Annotated in this window: 15 protein-coding genes; 3 read left to right on the plus strand and 12 right to left on the minus strand. The window is 67.8% G+C overall.

Annotation, left to right across the window (positions count from 1 at the left end; all coding sequences use genetic code 11):
- Positions 1 to 2 precede the first annotated feature (2 nt).
- From ASE72_RS02300 to ASE72_RS02355, 12 genes are all read right to left on the minus strand, one after another.
- On the minus strand, positions 3 to 1,238 hold the full coding sequence (locus ASE72_RS02300) for an FtsW/RodA/SpoVE family cell cycle protein (RefSeq protein WP_056018749.1): 1,236 nt from the start codon (positions 1,236 to 1,238) through the stop codon (positions 3 to 5).
- A 5-nt stretch (positions 1,239 to 1,243) separates the two neighbouring features.
- Positions 1,244 to 2,548, minus strand: coding sequence for a UDP-N-acetylmuramoyl-L-alanine--D-glutamate ligase (murD, locus tag ASE72_RS02305; RefSeq protein WP_056016131.1), 1,305 nt, complete (start codon positions 2,546 to 2,548; stop codon positions 1,244 to 1,246).
- The gene (gene mraY, locus ASE72_RS02310; RefSeq protein WP_056016134.1) at positions 2,545 to 3,615 is read right to left on the minus strand and encodes a phospho-N-acetylmuramoyl-pentapeptide-transferase; all 1,071 of its coding nucleotides are present in this window, start codon (positions 3,613 to 3,615) and stop codon (positions 2,545 to 2,547) included. Before mraY ends, murD begins: the two co-directional genes overlap by 4 nt.
- Positions 3,616 to 5,007 (minus strand): UDP-N-acetylmuramoyl-tripeptide--D-alanyl-D-alanine ligase, encoded by a 1,392-nt coding sequence (locus ASE72_RS02315; protein ID WP_082445734.1) that lies wholly within the window; start codon positions 5,005 to 5,007, stop codon positions 3,616 to 3,618. It abuts the gene before it with no gap.
- Positions 4,995 to 6,380 carry a UDP-N-acetylmuramoyl-L-alanyl-D-glutamate--2,6-diaminopimelate ligase gene (locus ASE72_RS02320; RefSeq protein WP_056018755.1) on the minus strand — a complete coding sequence of 462 codons (1,386 nt, stop codon included), beginning with the start codon at positions 6,378 to 6,380 and terminating at the stop codon, positions 4,995 to 4,997. Before ASE72_RS02320 ends, ASE72_RS02315 begins: the two co-directional genes overlap by 13 nt.
- 170 nt (positions 6,381 to 6,550) lie before the next feature.
- On the minus strand, positions 6,551 to 8,290 hold the full coding sequence (locus tag ASE72_RS02325; protein ID WP_056016137.1) for a peptidoglycan D,D-transpeptidase FtsI family protein: 1,740 nt from the start codon (positions 8,288 to 8,290) through the stop codon (positions 6,551 to 6,553).
- Positions 8,287 to 8,928: a hypothetical protein gene (locus ASE72_RS02330; RefSeq protein WP_056016140.1), complete on the minus strand. Its 642-nt coding sequence runs from the start codon at positions 8,926 to 8,928 to the stop codon at positions 8,287 to 8,289. Before ASE72_RS02330 ends, ASE72_RS02325 begins: the two co-directional genes overlap by 4 nt.
- Positions 8,925 to 9,887 carry a 16S rRNA (cytosine(1402)-N(4))-methyltransferase RsmH gene (gene rsmH, locus ASE72_RS02335; RefSeq protein WP_268795872.1) on the minus strand — a complete coding sequence of 321 codons (963 nt, stop codon included), beginning with the start codon at positions 9,885 to 9,887 and terminating at the stop codon, positions 8,925 to 8,927. The genes ASE72_RS02330 and rsmH overlap by 4 nt, the downstream gene beginning before the upstream one ends.
- The gene (locus tag ASE72_RS02340) at positions 9,884 to 10,384 is read right to left on the minus strand and encodes a division/cell wall cluster transcriptional repressor MraZ (RefSeq protein ID WP_056016143.1); all 501 of its coding nucleotides are present in this window, start codon (positions 10,382 to 10,384) and stop codon (positions 9,884 to 9,886) included. The genes rsmH and ASE72_RS02340 overlap by 4 nt, the downstream gene beginning before the upstream one ends.
- A gap of 312 nt (positions 10,385 to 10,696) precedes the next feature.
- Entirely contained in the window at positions 10,697 to 10,972 is a 276-nt protein-coding gene (locus tag ASE72_RS02345) for a hypothetical protein (protein WP_235532194.1), read from the minus strand.
- Positions 10,973 to 11,043: 71 nt separating this feature from the next.
- Entirely contained in the window at positions 11,044 to 12,024 is a 981-nt protein-coding gene (locus ASE72_RS02350) for a cysteine synthase A (RefSeq protein ID WP_056018761.1), read from the minus strand.
- A 160-nt stretch (positions 12,025 to 12,184) separates the two neighbouring features.
- Entirely contained in the window at positions 12,185 to 12,373 is a 189-nt protein-coding gene (locus tag ASE72_RS02355; protein ID WP_056016148.1) for a hypothetical protein, read from the minus strand.
- Positions 12,374 to 12,835: 462 nt separating this feature from the next.
- Here ASE72_RS02355 and ASE72_RS02360 point away from each other — a divergent pair, with 462 nt between their 5' ends.
- The 3 genes from ASE72_RS02360 (at position 12,836) to aat (ending at position 14,847) form a co-directional block, all read left to right on the plus strand.
- Positions 12,836 to 13,222, plus strand: coding sequence for a hypothetical protein (locus ASE72_RS02360; RefSeq protein WP_056016150.1), 387 nt, complete (start codon positions 12,836 to 12,838; stop codon positions 13,220 to 13,222).
- 179 nt (positions 13,223 to 13,401) lie between these two features.
- Entirely contained in the window at positions 13,402 to 14,112 is a 711-nt protein-coding gene (locus ASE72_RS02365; protein WP_056016152.1) for a ParA family protein, read from the plus strand.
- Between the two features lie 12 nt (positions 14,113 to 14,124).
- Positions 14,125 to 14,847, plus strand: a complete 723-nt coding sequence (gene aat / locus ASE72_RS02370; RefSeq protein WP_056016155.1) for a leucyl/phenylalanyl-tRNA--protein transferase — start codon at positions 14,125 to 14,127, stop codon at positions 14,845 to 14,847.
- The last annotated feature ends 32 nt before the right edge of the window (positions 14,848 to 14,879 follow it).

Below are 14,879 nucleotides of genomic sequence, written 5' to 3' on the forward strand. Positions count from 1 at the left end.
ACTCATTCCCCACTCCAGCGGACGACATACGGGCTCCGCGTGAGAAACGGATTGCGCCTGGTGAACGCCAGCAGCAACCCCATGCCGATCGACAACGCGATCATCGAAGACCCGCCATAGCTGATGAACGGCAGCGTCATGCCCTTTGACGGCGCAAGGCCGGTGTTGACCGCCATGCTCACCAGCGCCTGCGCGCCGAACTGCGTGGCCAGCCCCGCTGCTGCGAGCAGCTTGAATTCATCCTGCTCGTCCAGCAGCTTGACGAACACCCGCACGACGATCGCGAGGAACGTCACCGCGATCACCGAACACGCGATCAGCCCGAATTCCTCGCCGATCACCGAGAAGATATAGTCGGTGTGTGCCTCGGGCAGCCCGAACTTCGCGACGCCGCCGCCCGGCCCCGTCCCGGTCCAGCCGCCCGCGGTCAGCGTATGGTGCGCGGCATTGGTCTGGAAATGATCCGATGCGCCCTCGCCGTCGACGCCGGGGAACAGGAACGCGTCGATCCGCGACCGCGCGGTGCCATAGAACATGTACGCCGCCCCCAGCCCGACGGGGACGCACGCGACCAGCCCGGCCATCACGCGCAGCGGCGTTCCGGCGATCATCAACAGCGCCATCCAGACCGTGCAATAGATGATCGTCTGCCCGAAATCGGGCTGGAGCATCAGCAGGACCGCGATCGCGCCGGTCAGCGCGCCGGTGATCAGCACGGTCGGCAGCTCGGGGTCCTTCGCGCGCAGCGACAACAGCCATGCGACGGTGACGATGAACATCGGTTTCAGGAATTCGGACGGCTGGAACTGCGCGAAGCCGAAGCCGATCCAGCGCCGCGCGCCATTGACCTCGGCGCCGACGAATGGCGTCACCGCGAGGATCGCGACGAGCACGACCGCCCCGGTCAATGCCATCCGCCGCGCCATCGACACGGGCATCATCGACACGCCGAACAGCACGGGCATCGACACGCCGACCCAGATCAGCTGTCGCCAGAAATAGTAAAGCGGCGTCAGCTTGTGATGCTCGCCCGAATAGCGAACCGCGGTCGCGGGCGACGCTGCTGCGACGGCGATCAGGCCGATCGCGATCAGGAACAGCGTCAGCAGCAGGAGCATCCGGTCGATGTCCCAGAACCACGTGCCCAGCGGCGACTGGTCGCCGCGGCCGCCACGCCGCTTCATCTTCGCGACAATCCCGGTCCGTTGTGCCCCCATGTCGATGGTCCTAGCACGCATATCGGTCATGCCAACTGCTCCACCGCGGCACGAAACGCGGCGCCGCGCGCTTCGTAATCGGCAAACTGATCGAAACTCGCGCATGCCGGCGACAGCAGCACGGTGTCGCCGGGCTGCGCGCGGGCGGCGGCACTCGACACCGCGACCGCAAGGGTGACCGACTGCTCGACCGGCATCGCCGGCTGGAGCAGATCCGCAAACGTCCTGCCCGCCTCCCCGATCGTATAGGCGTGGACGACGTGCCCGAACGCCGGCGCGCAGGCGTCGAGATCGTCGCCCTTCGCCCGGCCACCGACGATCCAGTGCACCCGCTCGAACGCCGCGAGCGCAGGTGCGCTGCTCTCGGGGTTGGTCGCCTTGCTGTCGTTGACATAACCGACGCCGCGGATCGTCGCGATCCGCTCCATCCGGTGCGGCAGGCCGGTAAAGCTGATCAGCGCGCGGTCGATATCGCGCGCATCGACGCCCAGCGCCTCGGCCGTGGCGATCGCCGCGGCGGCATTCTGCCGGTTGTGCGGCCCCTGCAAGGCAGGCCAGTCGGCATTCGACACGTCCGGGTCCGCCGCGATCGGCACGAGCCGATGACCGCTGCCGCCAAGCCGCGCGGCAATCGCGCCCGATGTCGCATCGCCGGTCCCGACGATCGCCACGCTGGCTGCGGTCTGCATCGCGAAAAGCCGGGCCTTCGACGCGGCATAGCCCTCGAACCCGTCATAGCGGTCGAGATGGTCGGGCGTGACGTTGAGCAGCACCGCGACGTCGCAGTCGAGCGCCTGGGTCAGGTCGATCTGGTAGCTCGACAGCTCGAGGACGTAGACGCCGCCCTCGGGCAGCGGATCCTGCCCGAGGATCGGCAGGCCGATATTGCCCCCCATCAGCGTCGGCACGCCCGCGGTCTTCAGGATATGATGCACGAGCGCGGTCGTGGTCGACTTGCCGTTCGTGCCCGTGATCCCGACGACCCTGTGTGACGGAAGGTCGCGCCGTGCCTGTGCGAACAGCTCGATATCGCCGATGACGGGGATTCCGGCCGCGTGCGCGCTCGCGGCGAGAGGATGCGTGTTCAACGGCACACCCGGGGACACGATCAGTGCGTCGAACCCAGCCAGATCCTCGAGCGGAGCCAGCTCGAGACACGCGTCGTCTCCCCGCACGGGGTCGGCAGCGAAGACGGCACGCTTCGACTCGTCAGCGTCCCAGGCGACGACGTTCGCCCCGCCGGCGACCAGCGCCCGGACGGTCGCCGCGCCCGACCGCGCGAGCCCGAGCACCGCGAAGCGTTTCCCGCGCCAGGCCTGCGCGACGATCACCGCAGCTTCAACGTCGACAGGCCGACGAGCGCCAGCACCAGCGCGATGATCCAGAAGCGAATCACCACGGTCGGCTCGCTCCAGCCGAGCTGTTCGAAATGATGGTGGATCGGCGCCATCCGGAACACGCGCTTGCCGGTCCGCTTGTAGAAGAACACCTGGATGATCACGCTCAGCGCCTCGGCGACGAACAGCCCGCCGATGATCCCGAGCACGATCTCGTGATGCGCGACGACCGCGATCGTCCCGAGCGCACCGCCCAGCGCGAGGCTCCCGGTATCGCCCATGAACACCGCCGCCGGCGGCGCATTGAACCAGAGGAACGCCAGCCCCCCGCCGACGACCGCGCCGCAGAAGATCGCGAGCTCGCCCGCCCCCGGCACGTGCGGGATGCCGAGATAGTCGGCGAACTTCACGTTGCCCGCGAGATAGACGATGACCATGAACGCGACGCTCGCGATGATCACCGGCATCGTCGCCAGTCCGTCGAGCCCGTCGGTCAGGTTCACCGCATTGCCGAACGACACGATCGTGAACGCGGCGAAGACGGGGAAGAACCAACCGAGATCGATATACATGCGCGACGTGAACGGCAGGTACAGATGCGGCCCGTTCTGCGACATGATGATCGTCGCGGCGATCCCCGCGATCGCGAATTCGAGCAGCAGCCGCGTGCGCCCCGAAATCCCCGCGGTGCTCGCCTTCCGCACCTTGTCGTAATCGTCCATGAACCCGATCGTGCCGAACCCCAGCGTCACGAACAGGCAGGCCCAGACATAGGGGTTGGCGAGGTCCATCCACAACAGGATCGCCAGCGTCATGCTGGTCAGGATCATCAGCCCGCCCATCGTCGGCGTGCCGCGCTTGGCGAGGTGCGTCTGCGGGCCGTCGGCGCGGATCGGCTGCCCTTTGCCCTGTCGGACGCGCAGCCAACCGATGAACCGCGGCCCGATGATCAGGCCGATGATCAGCGCGGTCGCGACCGCGCCGCCCGTCCGCGTCGATTGATAGCGCAGCAGGTTCAATATACCCGGGAAACCCAGATGTGCGGCGATCCAGTACAGCATTTACGTCTTCCCGCCCCCGAGGCTCGCCACGACACGCGCGAGCCCTACACCGTTCGATCCCTTAATGAGAACCGCATCGCCCGGCGCCAGGATCGTCCGTAACGACGTCAGCGCGGCCGCAGCGTCGCCCACATGGACGGTTTCGACTTTCCCCTCAAGCGCCTGCGCGAGCGGCGCCATCGCTTCACCGACCAGCAGCGCCATTTCGACATTTGCCGCAAGGATCGGCTCGGCGAGCCCCGCATGATAGTCGGCCGACGCCGCGCCCAGTTCGCGCATTTCGCCGAGGACCGCGACATGCCGTCCCGGTTCCTGTTTCAGCACCGCGAGCGTCGCGCGCATCGATGACGGATTGGCATTGTAGCTCTCGTCGATCACGAGCGCTTCGCCGTCCGGCAGCGACGCCATGAACCGCGCGCCGCGACCCTGCAGCCCGCCGAGTTCGGCAAGCGCCAGCCCCGCGAGCCCCAGATCGGCCCCCGCCGCATCGACACAAGCGAGGACCGCGAGCGCGTTCGATACCCAGTGCATGCCGGGCTGCGCCATGGTGAAGCTCAGTTCATGCGCGCCGAACTGCGCGGTGACGAAGGTCGACCCCGTCGCCAGCCGCACCGTCTCGATCGCGCGGACGTCCGCACCCTTTTCGAGCCCGAACGTCACGACCGTCGCCGCATGCGGCGCTGCCGCTGCGACGAGCCGATCGCGGTGCACGCTGTCGAACGGCACGATCGCGCGGCCGCCGGGCTCGAGCCCTTCGAAGATCTCGCCCTTCGCGTCGGCGATCGCGCTCTCGTCGGGAAAGAACGCCGTGTGCGCGGGTGCGATCGCGGTGACGACCGCGATGTGCGGGCGGACGATCCGGGTCAGCGCCGCGAGTTCGCCGGCATGGTTCATCCCCATCTCGAACACGCCGAAGCGCGCGTCGCGCGGCATCCGCGCGAGGCTCAACGGCACGCCGGTATGGTTGTTGTAGCTCTTGACCGAGCGATGCACCGCGCCGGGCGCGCCGCGATCGAGCGCGGCGTACAGCGCCTCCTTCGCGCTGGTCTTGCCGACCGACCCCGTCACCCCGATGATCGTCGCACCGCTGCGCTTCCGGCTCGCGCGTGCCAGATCCTCGAGCGCGCGAAAGCTGTCGGCGACGCGGACGTGCGGATGATCGCATGGCTCGGAGACGATCGCGCCCGCCGCGCCTTGCGCGAACGCCTGGTCGAGGAACAGATGACCGTCGCTCGCCTCGCCCTTCATCGCCACGAACAGGTCGCCCGGGCCGACCTCACGCGAATCGAACGCGACGCCGCCGACCGCGAAGTCCGCCGAGGCGGTCCCCCCGGTTGCCGCCGCGATCTCCGCGGCGGTCCACAGTGGTGCGGCGCCGGTCACGCGGCGCACTCGCGCGCGACGCCGACATCGTCGAACGGCAACACCATGTCGCCGACGATCTGCCCCTGTTCATGCCCCTTGCCCGCGATCAGCACGATGTCGTCGCCGCCGGCCTCGTCGATCGCCGCCTTGATCGCCGCACGCCGATCGCCGATCTCGATCGCGCCGGGCGCGCCCTTCAGGATGTCGCGGCGGATCAGCGCGGCGTCCTCGGTACGCGGGTTGTCGTCGGTGACGATGACGCGGTCGGCATAGTGCACCGCCACCTGCCCCATCGTCTCGCGCTTGCCCGTGTCGCGGTCGCCGCCCGCGCCGAACACGACGATCAGCCGCCCCCCGGCATGAGGCTTGAGCGCGGCGATCGCGGCCTCCAGCGCATCGGGCGTATGCGCATAGTCGACATAGACCGGCGCGCCCGACCGCGCGATCACCGCGCGTTCGAGCCGCCCGCGCACCGGCTGCAACCGCGCGAGATTGGCGATCGTCGTCGCGACATCGCCACCGGTCGCGATCACCAGCCCTGCGGAAACAAGCGCGTTCGCCGCCTGATAGCCGCCGATCAGCGGCAACGTCACCGTGTACGTCGTGCCACCCGCCTCGATTCTCAGCCCCTGCCCCAGCAAGGTCGGATCGCGCCCGACCAGCCGCAGCGTGTCGCCGCGCGTGCCGACGGTCACGAGCCGGTTGCCGCGTTCGCGCGCCAGATCGATGACGCGCGCCGCCTGCGGATCGTCGGCCCAGACCACCGCAACGCCGTCGCGTCCGAGCACCTCAGAGAACAGGCGGATCTTCGCCGCGAAATAGGCCGCCATGTCACCGTGATAATCGAGGTGATCGCGGCTGAGATTGGTGAACGCGGCGGCCGAGACGGGAAGCCCCTCGGTCCGATACTGTGTCAGCCCGTGGCTCGATGCCTCGAATGCGAGGTGGGTCACGCCCTCGCGGGCCAGCCCGGCGACGTTCGACAGGAACGTCACCACGTCGGGCGTGGTCAGCCCGGTCGTCACGCGCTCGTCCGCGGTCGTCACGCCGAGCGTCCCGATCGAGGCGGCGTGAAACCCCGCCATCCGCCACAATTGCCGGGTCATCTCGACGCAGCTGGTCTTGCCGTTGGTGCCGGTGATCGCGACCGTCGTCTCGGGGAACGGGGCGAAGAACCGCGCCGCGAGCTGCGCGAAACGCTCGCGCGGGGTCTCGTCGGCGATATAGGCCGCGCCGTCGATCACCAGCCCGGGGCGCGCGACCACCGCGATCGCACCCGCGCGGATCGCGTCGGGGATGAAATCCTCGCCATTGACGCGTTCGCCCCTGAACGCGCCGAACACCGTCCCCGGTGCGACCTTGCGGTGGTCGATCGCGAAGCCGGTGACGTTGCGGTCCATGTCTCCGCCGGATGCAACCGGTCGGACGGCGGCCTGTCCAGACGACGCATGTCCGCCGCTGCCGGTCTCTTCGCCGATCAGCGTAGCCAGTTTCATGCAAACATCCTCATTGGCACAATCCCCATGGCCGTCCCGTCACGGCCAAATCTCATGACCGGACGTTCAGCCGCTTACTCCGCGCCGGTCGTCGGCTTCGCACCGAACGCCGGAGTCCCCGGCGCATGCCACAACAACGGGAGCAAGTCGCTCTCGTCGATATCGCGATTGGTGTCGGGTATCACCCCCAGCATCGATCCGGTCCGGCTGATCACGCGCGAGACGACCGGTGCCGCGGTCCAGGCGGCGGTGGTGAACCCGTAGGATTCCTTGTTGCCCTTCGCCGAGTCGAGCGTCACGACGACGACATAGCGCGGCGCGTCCATCGGGAAGGCGGCGGCGAAGGTCGAGACGTTGGTATGTTTGTTGTACCCGCCCGCCTGCGCGATCTCCGCGGTGCCCGTCTTGCCCCCGACGCGGTAGCCGGGCGCCTCGCCCTTGCGACCTGTACCATATTGCACGATCAGCCGGAGCAGCTGGCGCATCCGCGCGCTCGTCGTCGTGCTGATCACGCGCCGCCCTGCGGGGATATGCGCCGGATCGATCTTGAGCAGCGTCGTCGGCCGCCAGATCCCGCCATTGACGAGCGTCGCGTAGGCGTTGGCAAGATGCAGCGGCGTCACCGCGATCCCGTGGCCATATGCCGACGTCATGACCGTGGTCCGCGCCCAGAAGGTCGGCCAGATCGGACGCCCCTTCTCGCGCAGTTCGATATCGGGCTTGGTGTCGAACCCGAGCTTGCGGAACATCGTCTGCATGCCCGTCGCGCCGATCTGGTCGGCGATCCGCGCCGTTGCGATATTCGACGAATAGATCAGCGTTTCCGGGATGTTCAGCCAGCGCTTCTCCTCGTCGCCCGGATCGTCGTGGATCGTGTAGCCGCCGACGCGCATCGGCGCCGTCGCGTCGAACCGGCGCGACATCGACGTGACGACGCCCGTGTCGATTGCGGCCGCCATCGCGATCGGCTTGAACACCGAACCGAGCTCGTACACGCTCTGCGTTCCCATGTTGCGCAGCTGCTCGGTGCCCGCCATCCCGACCCGGTTGGGATTGAAGACGGGCATCGAGGTCATCGCGATGACCTCGCCCGTATCGACGTCGAGGACGATGCCCGACGCCGCCTTGGCCTGAAACGACGCCACCGCGCGCGCGAGTTCGCTTTCCATCGCGGCCTGGACGCGCGTGTCGATCGACAGCGCGACGGGCGTGCCGTTGAGCGCCGGGTTGGTCAGCCGCTCGTCAAGGACGCGCTCCATGCCCGACATGCCGTGCCCGTCGGTCGACAGGAAGCCCAGCGCATGCGCGGCCATCGTCGACTGCGGGTACAGCCGCTGCGTCTCGCGCGCGAACACGATCGCGGGTTCGCCGATCGCGTTGACCTGCTCGACCAAAGCAGGCGACGCGCGCCGCTGGAGATAGCTGAAGCTGACATTCTTGGTCAGCAGCGCATAGAAGAATGCCTGGTCGCCACGGTCGGGCATCAGCGCCGCAAGCCGCGCCGCGATCTCGGTCGGGTCGCCGATCAGCTTCTTGGGATGGACCGCGATCGTCCAGGCATCGATCGTACGCGCCAGCGGTGCGCCGTTGCGATCGACGATGTCGCCGCGGGCGGCGATCGCGGCGGCGCGTGCCGCGGGATCGCTCAGCGACCCCTGGATCGCCAGCATGCCCAGCCGACCGATGACCAGCAACACGGCCGCGCCGAACAGGAACATCAGCATCATCAGGCGCATGTGCGCCGTCGCGACCAGCGCATGGCGCTGCGTCGCGGTACGCCGCTCGGAGACTGGCCGGGCGACGAGCGTGGTCAACGCAGGCGCCCGGCCTCGGCGCGGGCGCCGTTCAGGATCGAGCCGAGCGTGGTATCGGACAGCAGCTTGCGATCGAGCATCGCGACCGCCTGCGGACGAACCTTGGCCACCGCGGCGAGGCGCTCGGTCGAGGCGGCGCGGACGATCGCGGCCTCGGCGGACTTGGGCATCTGGACCGACGCACGGATCACGACGGGTTTCAGCGCCGCTGCGACCGCGGCGGTCTGCACGCCGACGTTGGTCACGGCTGCGGGCACCGCTGCGGGCGCTGCAACGGGCGCGATCACGGGCATCGACGGCACCAGCAGCTGCGCAGTCTGGATCGTCCCGCGGTTGCCGATCTGGTTCACGTCGAGCGCGGCCAGCGCCGATTCGCTTGCGACGAACTGGCCGGCGGTCGGCGCGGACAACGCCAGCGTGTCGCCATTCCAGCGTTCGAGCTGCACCAGGTTGGCGCGCGTGTCGAACTCGGTCTCGAGCGCACGGATGTCGCGCTCGGCGAACCGGATCTGGCCATTGACGGCCTCCAGCTTCTTGCGCTCGGCGGCGACCTGCAGCGAAACGAGGTAGAAACCGAGCACGACGGCCACGCAGCCCCCGAACCAGCCCACACCCTTCAACCGATACGCCGCCGTCATGTCGTCACCTCTTCCGTCCAAGGTTGCGCGGAGGTCCGCCGCGCCGTTCGTAAAGTCGCAGAGCGCGCACGCGGGTTGCGTGCCAGCTCGTCCTCGCCGGCGCGCACGGGGCGTCCGACATCGGTAAAACTCGGTTCCGACACGCTTTTCGCCTGCGGAAGATGACGCGAACCTGAAGGCGCAGCGCCGGACCGCGCGCGCAGGAACCGCTTCACCATCCGGTCCTCGAGGCTGTGAAACGTCACGATCGCGAGCCGCCCGCCGGGCTTGAGCGCGCGCTCCGCGGCGAGCAGGCCATCCGCCAGTTCGCCGAGCTCGCGGTTGACGTGGATGCGGATCGCCTGGAACGCGCGCGTCGCCGGATCCTTCTTGTCGTGCGCCTTGTAGCCGAGCGCGCGGCGGATGACGTGCGCCAGCTCGCCGGTACGCGTCAGCGGCCGCGCCGCGACGATCGCACGCGCGACGCGCCGCGACTTGGGCTCGTCGCCATATTGATACAGCACGTCGGCGATCTCGGCCTCGTCCGCCTCGTTGACGAAATCCGCGGCCGACATCCCCGCCTGCGCCATCCGCATGTCGAGCGGACCGTCCGACTGGAACGAAAAGCCGCGCTCGGCCTGGTCGAGCTGCATCGACGACACGCCGATATCGAGCGTGATCCCGTCGACGGGCAACGCGTCGCGTGCCTCGAGCTCGGCGACCATCGCGGAGAAGTCGGCGGCGACCAGCGTCAGGCCGTCATGCGCATCGGCGAGCGCGCGACCCGCCTCGATCGCGTCCGGATCGCGATCGAACGCGATCACGCGCGCGCCTCGCGACAGCAGCGCGCGGGTATAGCCGCCGGCGCCGAACGTCCCGTCGACCATCGTCTCGCCGGGTGCGGGGGCCAGCGCGGCAAGCACCTCGTCCATCAGCACGGGGACGTGCGGCGCACCGTCCTGGGGCAGCAGATCGCTCACAGTGCGACCCCCTTCTCGGCCATGTAGAAGCGCGCCATCTCCTTGACGACGTCGGGCATGTCCGGCGTCGCGACGAGCGCCGCGGGGTCCCAGATCTCGATATAGTCGAGCACGCCGTAGAAGAACGCGTGCGTCTTGATCCCGGCATAGAAGCGCGGAAAGGTGGGCATGATGAAACGACCCGACCCATCGAACGGCACCGCCTCGCCGGACGCCGCGCGACGTTTGATGTTGTAGTCGTATTCGCCGTCTTCGCGCGTGTTCTCGGCCTCGCGCCGGTCGAGCTTTTCAGCGAGCAGCGCGACATAGCCCGGGTCATACGCGACCAGGCACCGGTTCTTCTGATGCGCGCCGATGATGATGGTTCCGCCGTCCTTGCCGTTTGCCTTGGGGGCGTTTGCCGACAGGATCGTCCGAAGTGCGGAAGGGATGGCTACCCGACCCTTGTCGTCGACAAGGCCGATGCCGTCTCCCTGATACCGCCCTCTGTCCGACACGCCAATATCCCGCGAATGGCGTGCACGACTTCCCGCTTCGAATCGCAGCTCGCGCTGCGATCCGACCGCGCAATCGCGCTCGGTGACCGTGCCCCTGTGTTAACCTCGGTCTATCACAGCGAAACGGGGACGCAACGGGATTTTTGGGGATTTCACGGAATCAGAAGGTTAATTCGTCCAATCGAGCGGGCACGCGCGACCAACGGCGGGCCAAGCCACACGCCATGATATTGAGACTCAAGGGAAAGCCGGGCGCAAGGCCAATAGCGCGCAAACCACGAAAGGACGGCGTGATCCGGCAGCATCCGGTGGTTAAGGCTTGGCGGCAGGCGCCTGCGCGTTGACGCTCGGCGCGAGCCCCATTTCGGCGAGTGGCTCGTCAGTGCCGTCGGAGGCTGTGGTGTTCGAGACCGCCATGTTCGCGACGACATCCGCTTGCGCCGAGCCCGCGGCAACGACGGGCCGTTCCCGCGTCGCCGATCCGATGATCGCGCTGGCGAGGCCGATGAACAGAACCACCGCGGCAAGGCCGATCATACCGACCTTGATCCGCTGCATGGTCTGCGAAGGTACGTGTCCGTTCTGCATCTTGGCGTGTTTAGCTACCCGATCACCGCGCATTTGTCGAACGGCCGCGTCCGGGGTGGCTTGCATGCTTCTCAAGCAAGTCCCTTCGACGCGCGCCATTCGGCATTATAGAGCGTCGACAGGTAGCGAAATCCGGTATCGCACAATATCGTTGCGATCCGCTTTCCCGGCCCCAGCTGCCGCGCGAGCGCGACCGCGCCGGCGACGTTGATCCCCGACGACAGGCCGAGGCACAGCCCCTCCTCGTCAAGCAACCGCCGCGTCCATTCATAGCCCTCGGCATCCGAGATCCTGAACTGCGTGTCGATCGGTGCGCCTTCGAGATTGGCGGTGATCCGCCCCTGCCCGATCCCCTCGGCGACCGACGATCCCTCCGATTTCAGTTCGCCATGCGCATAATAATTATACAGCGCCGCGCCGTGCGGGTCGGTCAGCGCGATGCAGACCCCCTCGTCCTTGGCCTTGAGCCCGAGACCGACACCAGCGATCGTGCCCCCAGTGCCCGCCGCACAGGTGAAGCCGTCGATCCGGCCGTCCATCTGCGCCCAGATCTCCTCGGCGGTGCCGACGATATGCGCGCGGCGGTTCGCGGTATTGTCGAACTGGTTCGCCCAGATCGCGCCCGGCGTCTCCTCGGCGATCCGCCGCGACGTGTGGACGAAGTGGCAGGGGCTCGAAAACGCCGCCGCGGGAACGAGGACGAGCTCCGCGCCCAGCGCGCGCAGCGTGTCCATCTTCTCCCGGCTCTGCGTCTCGGGCATGACGATGATCGTCTTGTACCCTTTCGCATTGGCGACCAGCGCAAGACCGATCCCGGTATTGCCCGCCGTCCCCTCGACGATCGTTCCGCCGGGTGCCAGCATCCCGCGCGCCTCGGCGTCCTCGACGATCGACAGCGCCGCGCGATCCTTGATCGACGCGCCCGGGTTCACGAACTCGCATTTGCCGAAAATGTCACAGCCCGTCGCGTCGCTGGGCCCCTTGAGGCGTACCAGCGGCGTGTTGCCGATCAGGGCGAGCGTGTCGGGTAGCGTCTGCGTATCGGTTGTCATCTGCATCCGGGCTAGATGGCGCCGACCCCAGCCAAGGGCAAGCACGCGAATCTATACGCCACAGAAGCGATCTCCGTACGGCCGGGATAACGCGGATCGCACAGGCCAGCCCCGCGTGGAGCCGGGAGCATGAGGGCCAGCGGTTAGGGGGCGAGCAGGCTCAGGACCGCCCGCAGCCCAGCCGCCGGCCGCCGGCCAGCATCTCGAGGCGCGAGTCCACGCAGGCCTGCGCATCGGACAGCTTGGCGCCGAGCAGCGATTCACTGCCTTCGTCCGCGAGCGCGAGTGCGTCCGCAATCAACTGTGCGATCGCGGTCAGGCGATCGAACGGGTCGTCATTTCGCGTCATGCGTCGTCCTTTCGACGGTGTTTCATACTATAGCGCAGCCGTTGATCGCACCGTTGCCGCCGCCATGTTTTTCGCCGGCGCCACCATCCCCGCGCCGTCGTCCCCGATTCGCCGGGGCGCTCTCTCGATCGTGCCCATGGGCCCGCCATGGCCTCGAGCGAAAGAGCAGAATCAGGCGTCCCGGACGGCAGTGCACCAAAACGATCCAGCTCCGCCTCGCCAACGCCGTGCCCGGCACGCCTGTCCCGGCCGACCACAGCCTGCCCGATCAACCGTTCGCTGCCCGACCGCAATGCCCGACATATCCCCGCCAAAACAACGTTTCGCGCGTCGGCGTTGCATGGTCCAACATGCCGATTGCGGCGAGCCGACCTGCCGCAGGGATGGTCCGAACGCGCGCGCCGGTAACGGTACCGCTACGGCTTGACGGCATTTGCTGCATGCGCGAAGTCGCTTCGCACCATGAAGACCCCCCTCCCCATCACCGCCGTCGCCGCGCTGCTCGCGCTGGCCGCCTGCAACTCCAAGCCCGCCGCGCCCGAGGTTGTCGACAGCAACCCCGATCCGATGGCCAACCAGCTCGCCAATGCCGGCCCCGTCGAACTGCCGCCATCGATCAAGTCCGAGCAGACGATGCGCTGCAAGGACAACAGCCTGGTCTATGTGACGTTCTTCCAGGGCGACAAGCAGGCCAATATCCGTCTCAAGGAAGGCGACACCGCCACCACGCTCAAGGCCCCCGCTGCCGGCGAGCCGCTGGTTGCAGAGGGTGGCTGGTCGATGACCGGCAACGAGAAGGCGATCGACCTGACGCGGCCCGGCAAGGGCAGCCAGACCTGCCACATCTGATCGCTGTTCGATCCTGATCGATGCCGTCGGGGAATGGTCGTGGTGTGTCCACGACCGTTCCCCGCTTTCGGTTCGACGGACTGCCCGGCGCCACGCCCGGCCCCGCGGCCCAGTTCCGCGCTTGCCGCTCAGGGGAGCGTGCCTTGCCATTCGCTGCTCGCCGCGCCACGCTGACCGCCATGGCAACCATTGCGATCTACAGCCTGAAGGGCGGCGTCGGAAAGACGACGCTCGCAGTCAATCTGGCGTGGTGCTCGGCGGCGCGGTCCGCGCGACGCACCCTGCTCTGGGATCTCGATCCGCAGGCCGCCAGCACCTTCCTGATGCATGGCGGTGCCGGGCGCGATCAGGCGCAGGCGATGTTCTCGAAGGACATCGCGGTTCGCAAGCGCGCGCAGCCGACCGCGATCCCCCATCTCGACCTGATCGGCGCCGACGCGTCGCTGCGTGGGCTGGATCACCTCTTCCATGCGATCGACAAGAAGAAGCGGCTGGAAAAGCTGATTGCCGAACTGATCGATTACGACCGTGTCGTTCTCGACTGTCCGCCGGGGCTGACCGAGACCGCGGATCAGGTCATGCGCGCCGCCGACCTGATCGTCGTGCCCGTCATCCCCTCGCCGCTGTCGCAGCGCGCCTATGAGGATGTCGTGCGGCATCTGGGCGGCCGGACCCCGATTCTTCCCGTGCATGTGATGGTCGATCGTCGCCGACGTCTGCATGCCGACGCGGTCGCCGCGCGACCCGAATGGCCGGTGATCCCGATGAGCAGCGTGATCGAATCGATGACCGCGCACCGCGCCCCCGTCGGCGTCTTTGCGCCGCGATCGAGCGCCGCTGCCGCGTTCGACACGCTGTGGCGCACGATCGAACGGCGCCTGGCAGGCTGATTGTCCACAGCCATGGAGCAACTCGATCCCAAAATCGTGCTCGGTGGCTATGCCGTCGGCGTCTTTCCCATGGCCGACAGCCGCGACGCGGACAGCGTCTACTGGGTCGAACCCCGGCGCCGTGCGATCCTGCCGCTCGACGGCTTTCATCTGGCGCGCTCGCTGCGCAAGACGATTGTCAGGGATCGCTTCCGCGTCACGGTCGACACCGCGTTCCCGGACATCCTCGCGTTGTGCGCGGAAAGCGTCGACAACCGACCCGAGACCTGGATCAACACCGGGATCGAGCGCGTCTTCCTTCAGCTCCACACGATGGGGTTCGCGCATTCGATCGAATGCTGGGACGGCGAAGCGCTGGTTGGCGGGTTATACGGGCTCGCGCTGGGCCGGGCATTCTTCGGGGAGAGCATGGTCAGCCGCGCGACCGACGCGTCGAAAGTCGCGCTCGCGCATCTCGTCGCGCGGATGAAGGCGGGCGGGTTCGACCTGCTCGATTGTCAGTTCCAGACGGCGCACCTCGCTTCGCTGGGCGCCGTCGAGATCGACCGCAACGCCTATGTCGCGTTGCTCAGGGGCGCGATCGAGGGCGTGGCCGGCGAGGATTCAGCCGGGACTGGCTCGGCGGCGGGCGATTTCTTCGCGCTGGACCGCTTCGCCGCGGCTTCCGCGACGGGTGCGGTATCGGGCCCGGTCGCAGGGAACGTCATCGCGCAGCTCTTGGCCCAAACGTCGTAGATCGGGTGCTGGACCGCGTTCAGCGCGGGACG

This window comes from Sphingomonas sp. Leaf20 (genome assembly GCF_001421535.1).
Lineage (GTDB): Bacteria > Pseudomonadota > Alphaproteobacteria > Sphingomonadales > Sphingomonadaceae > Sphingomonas.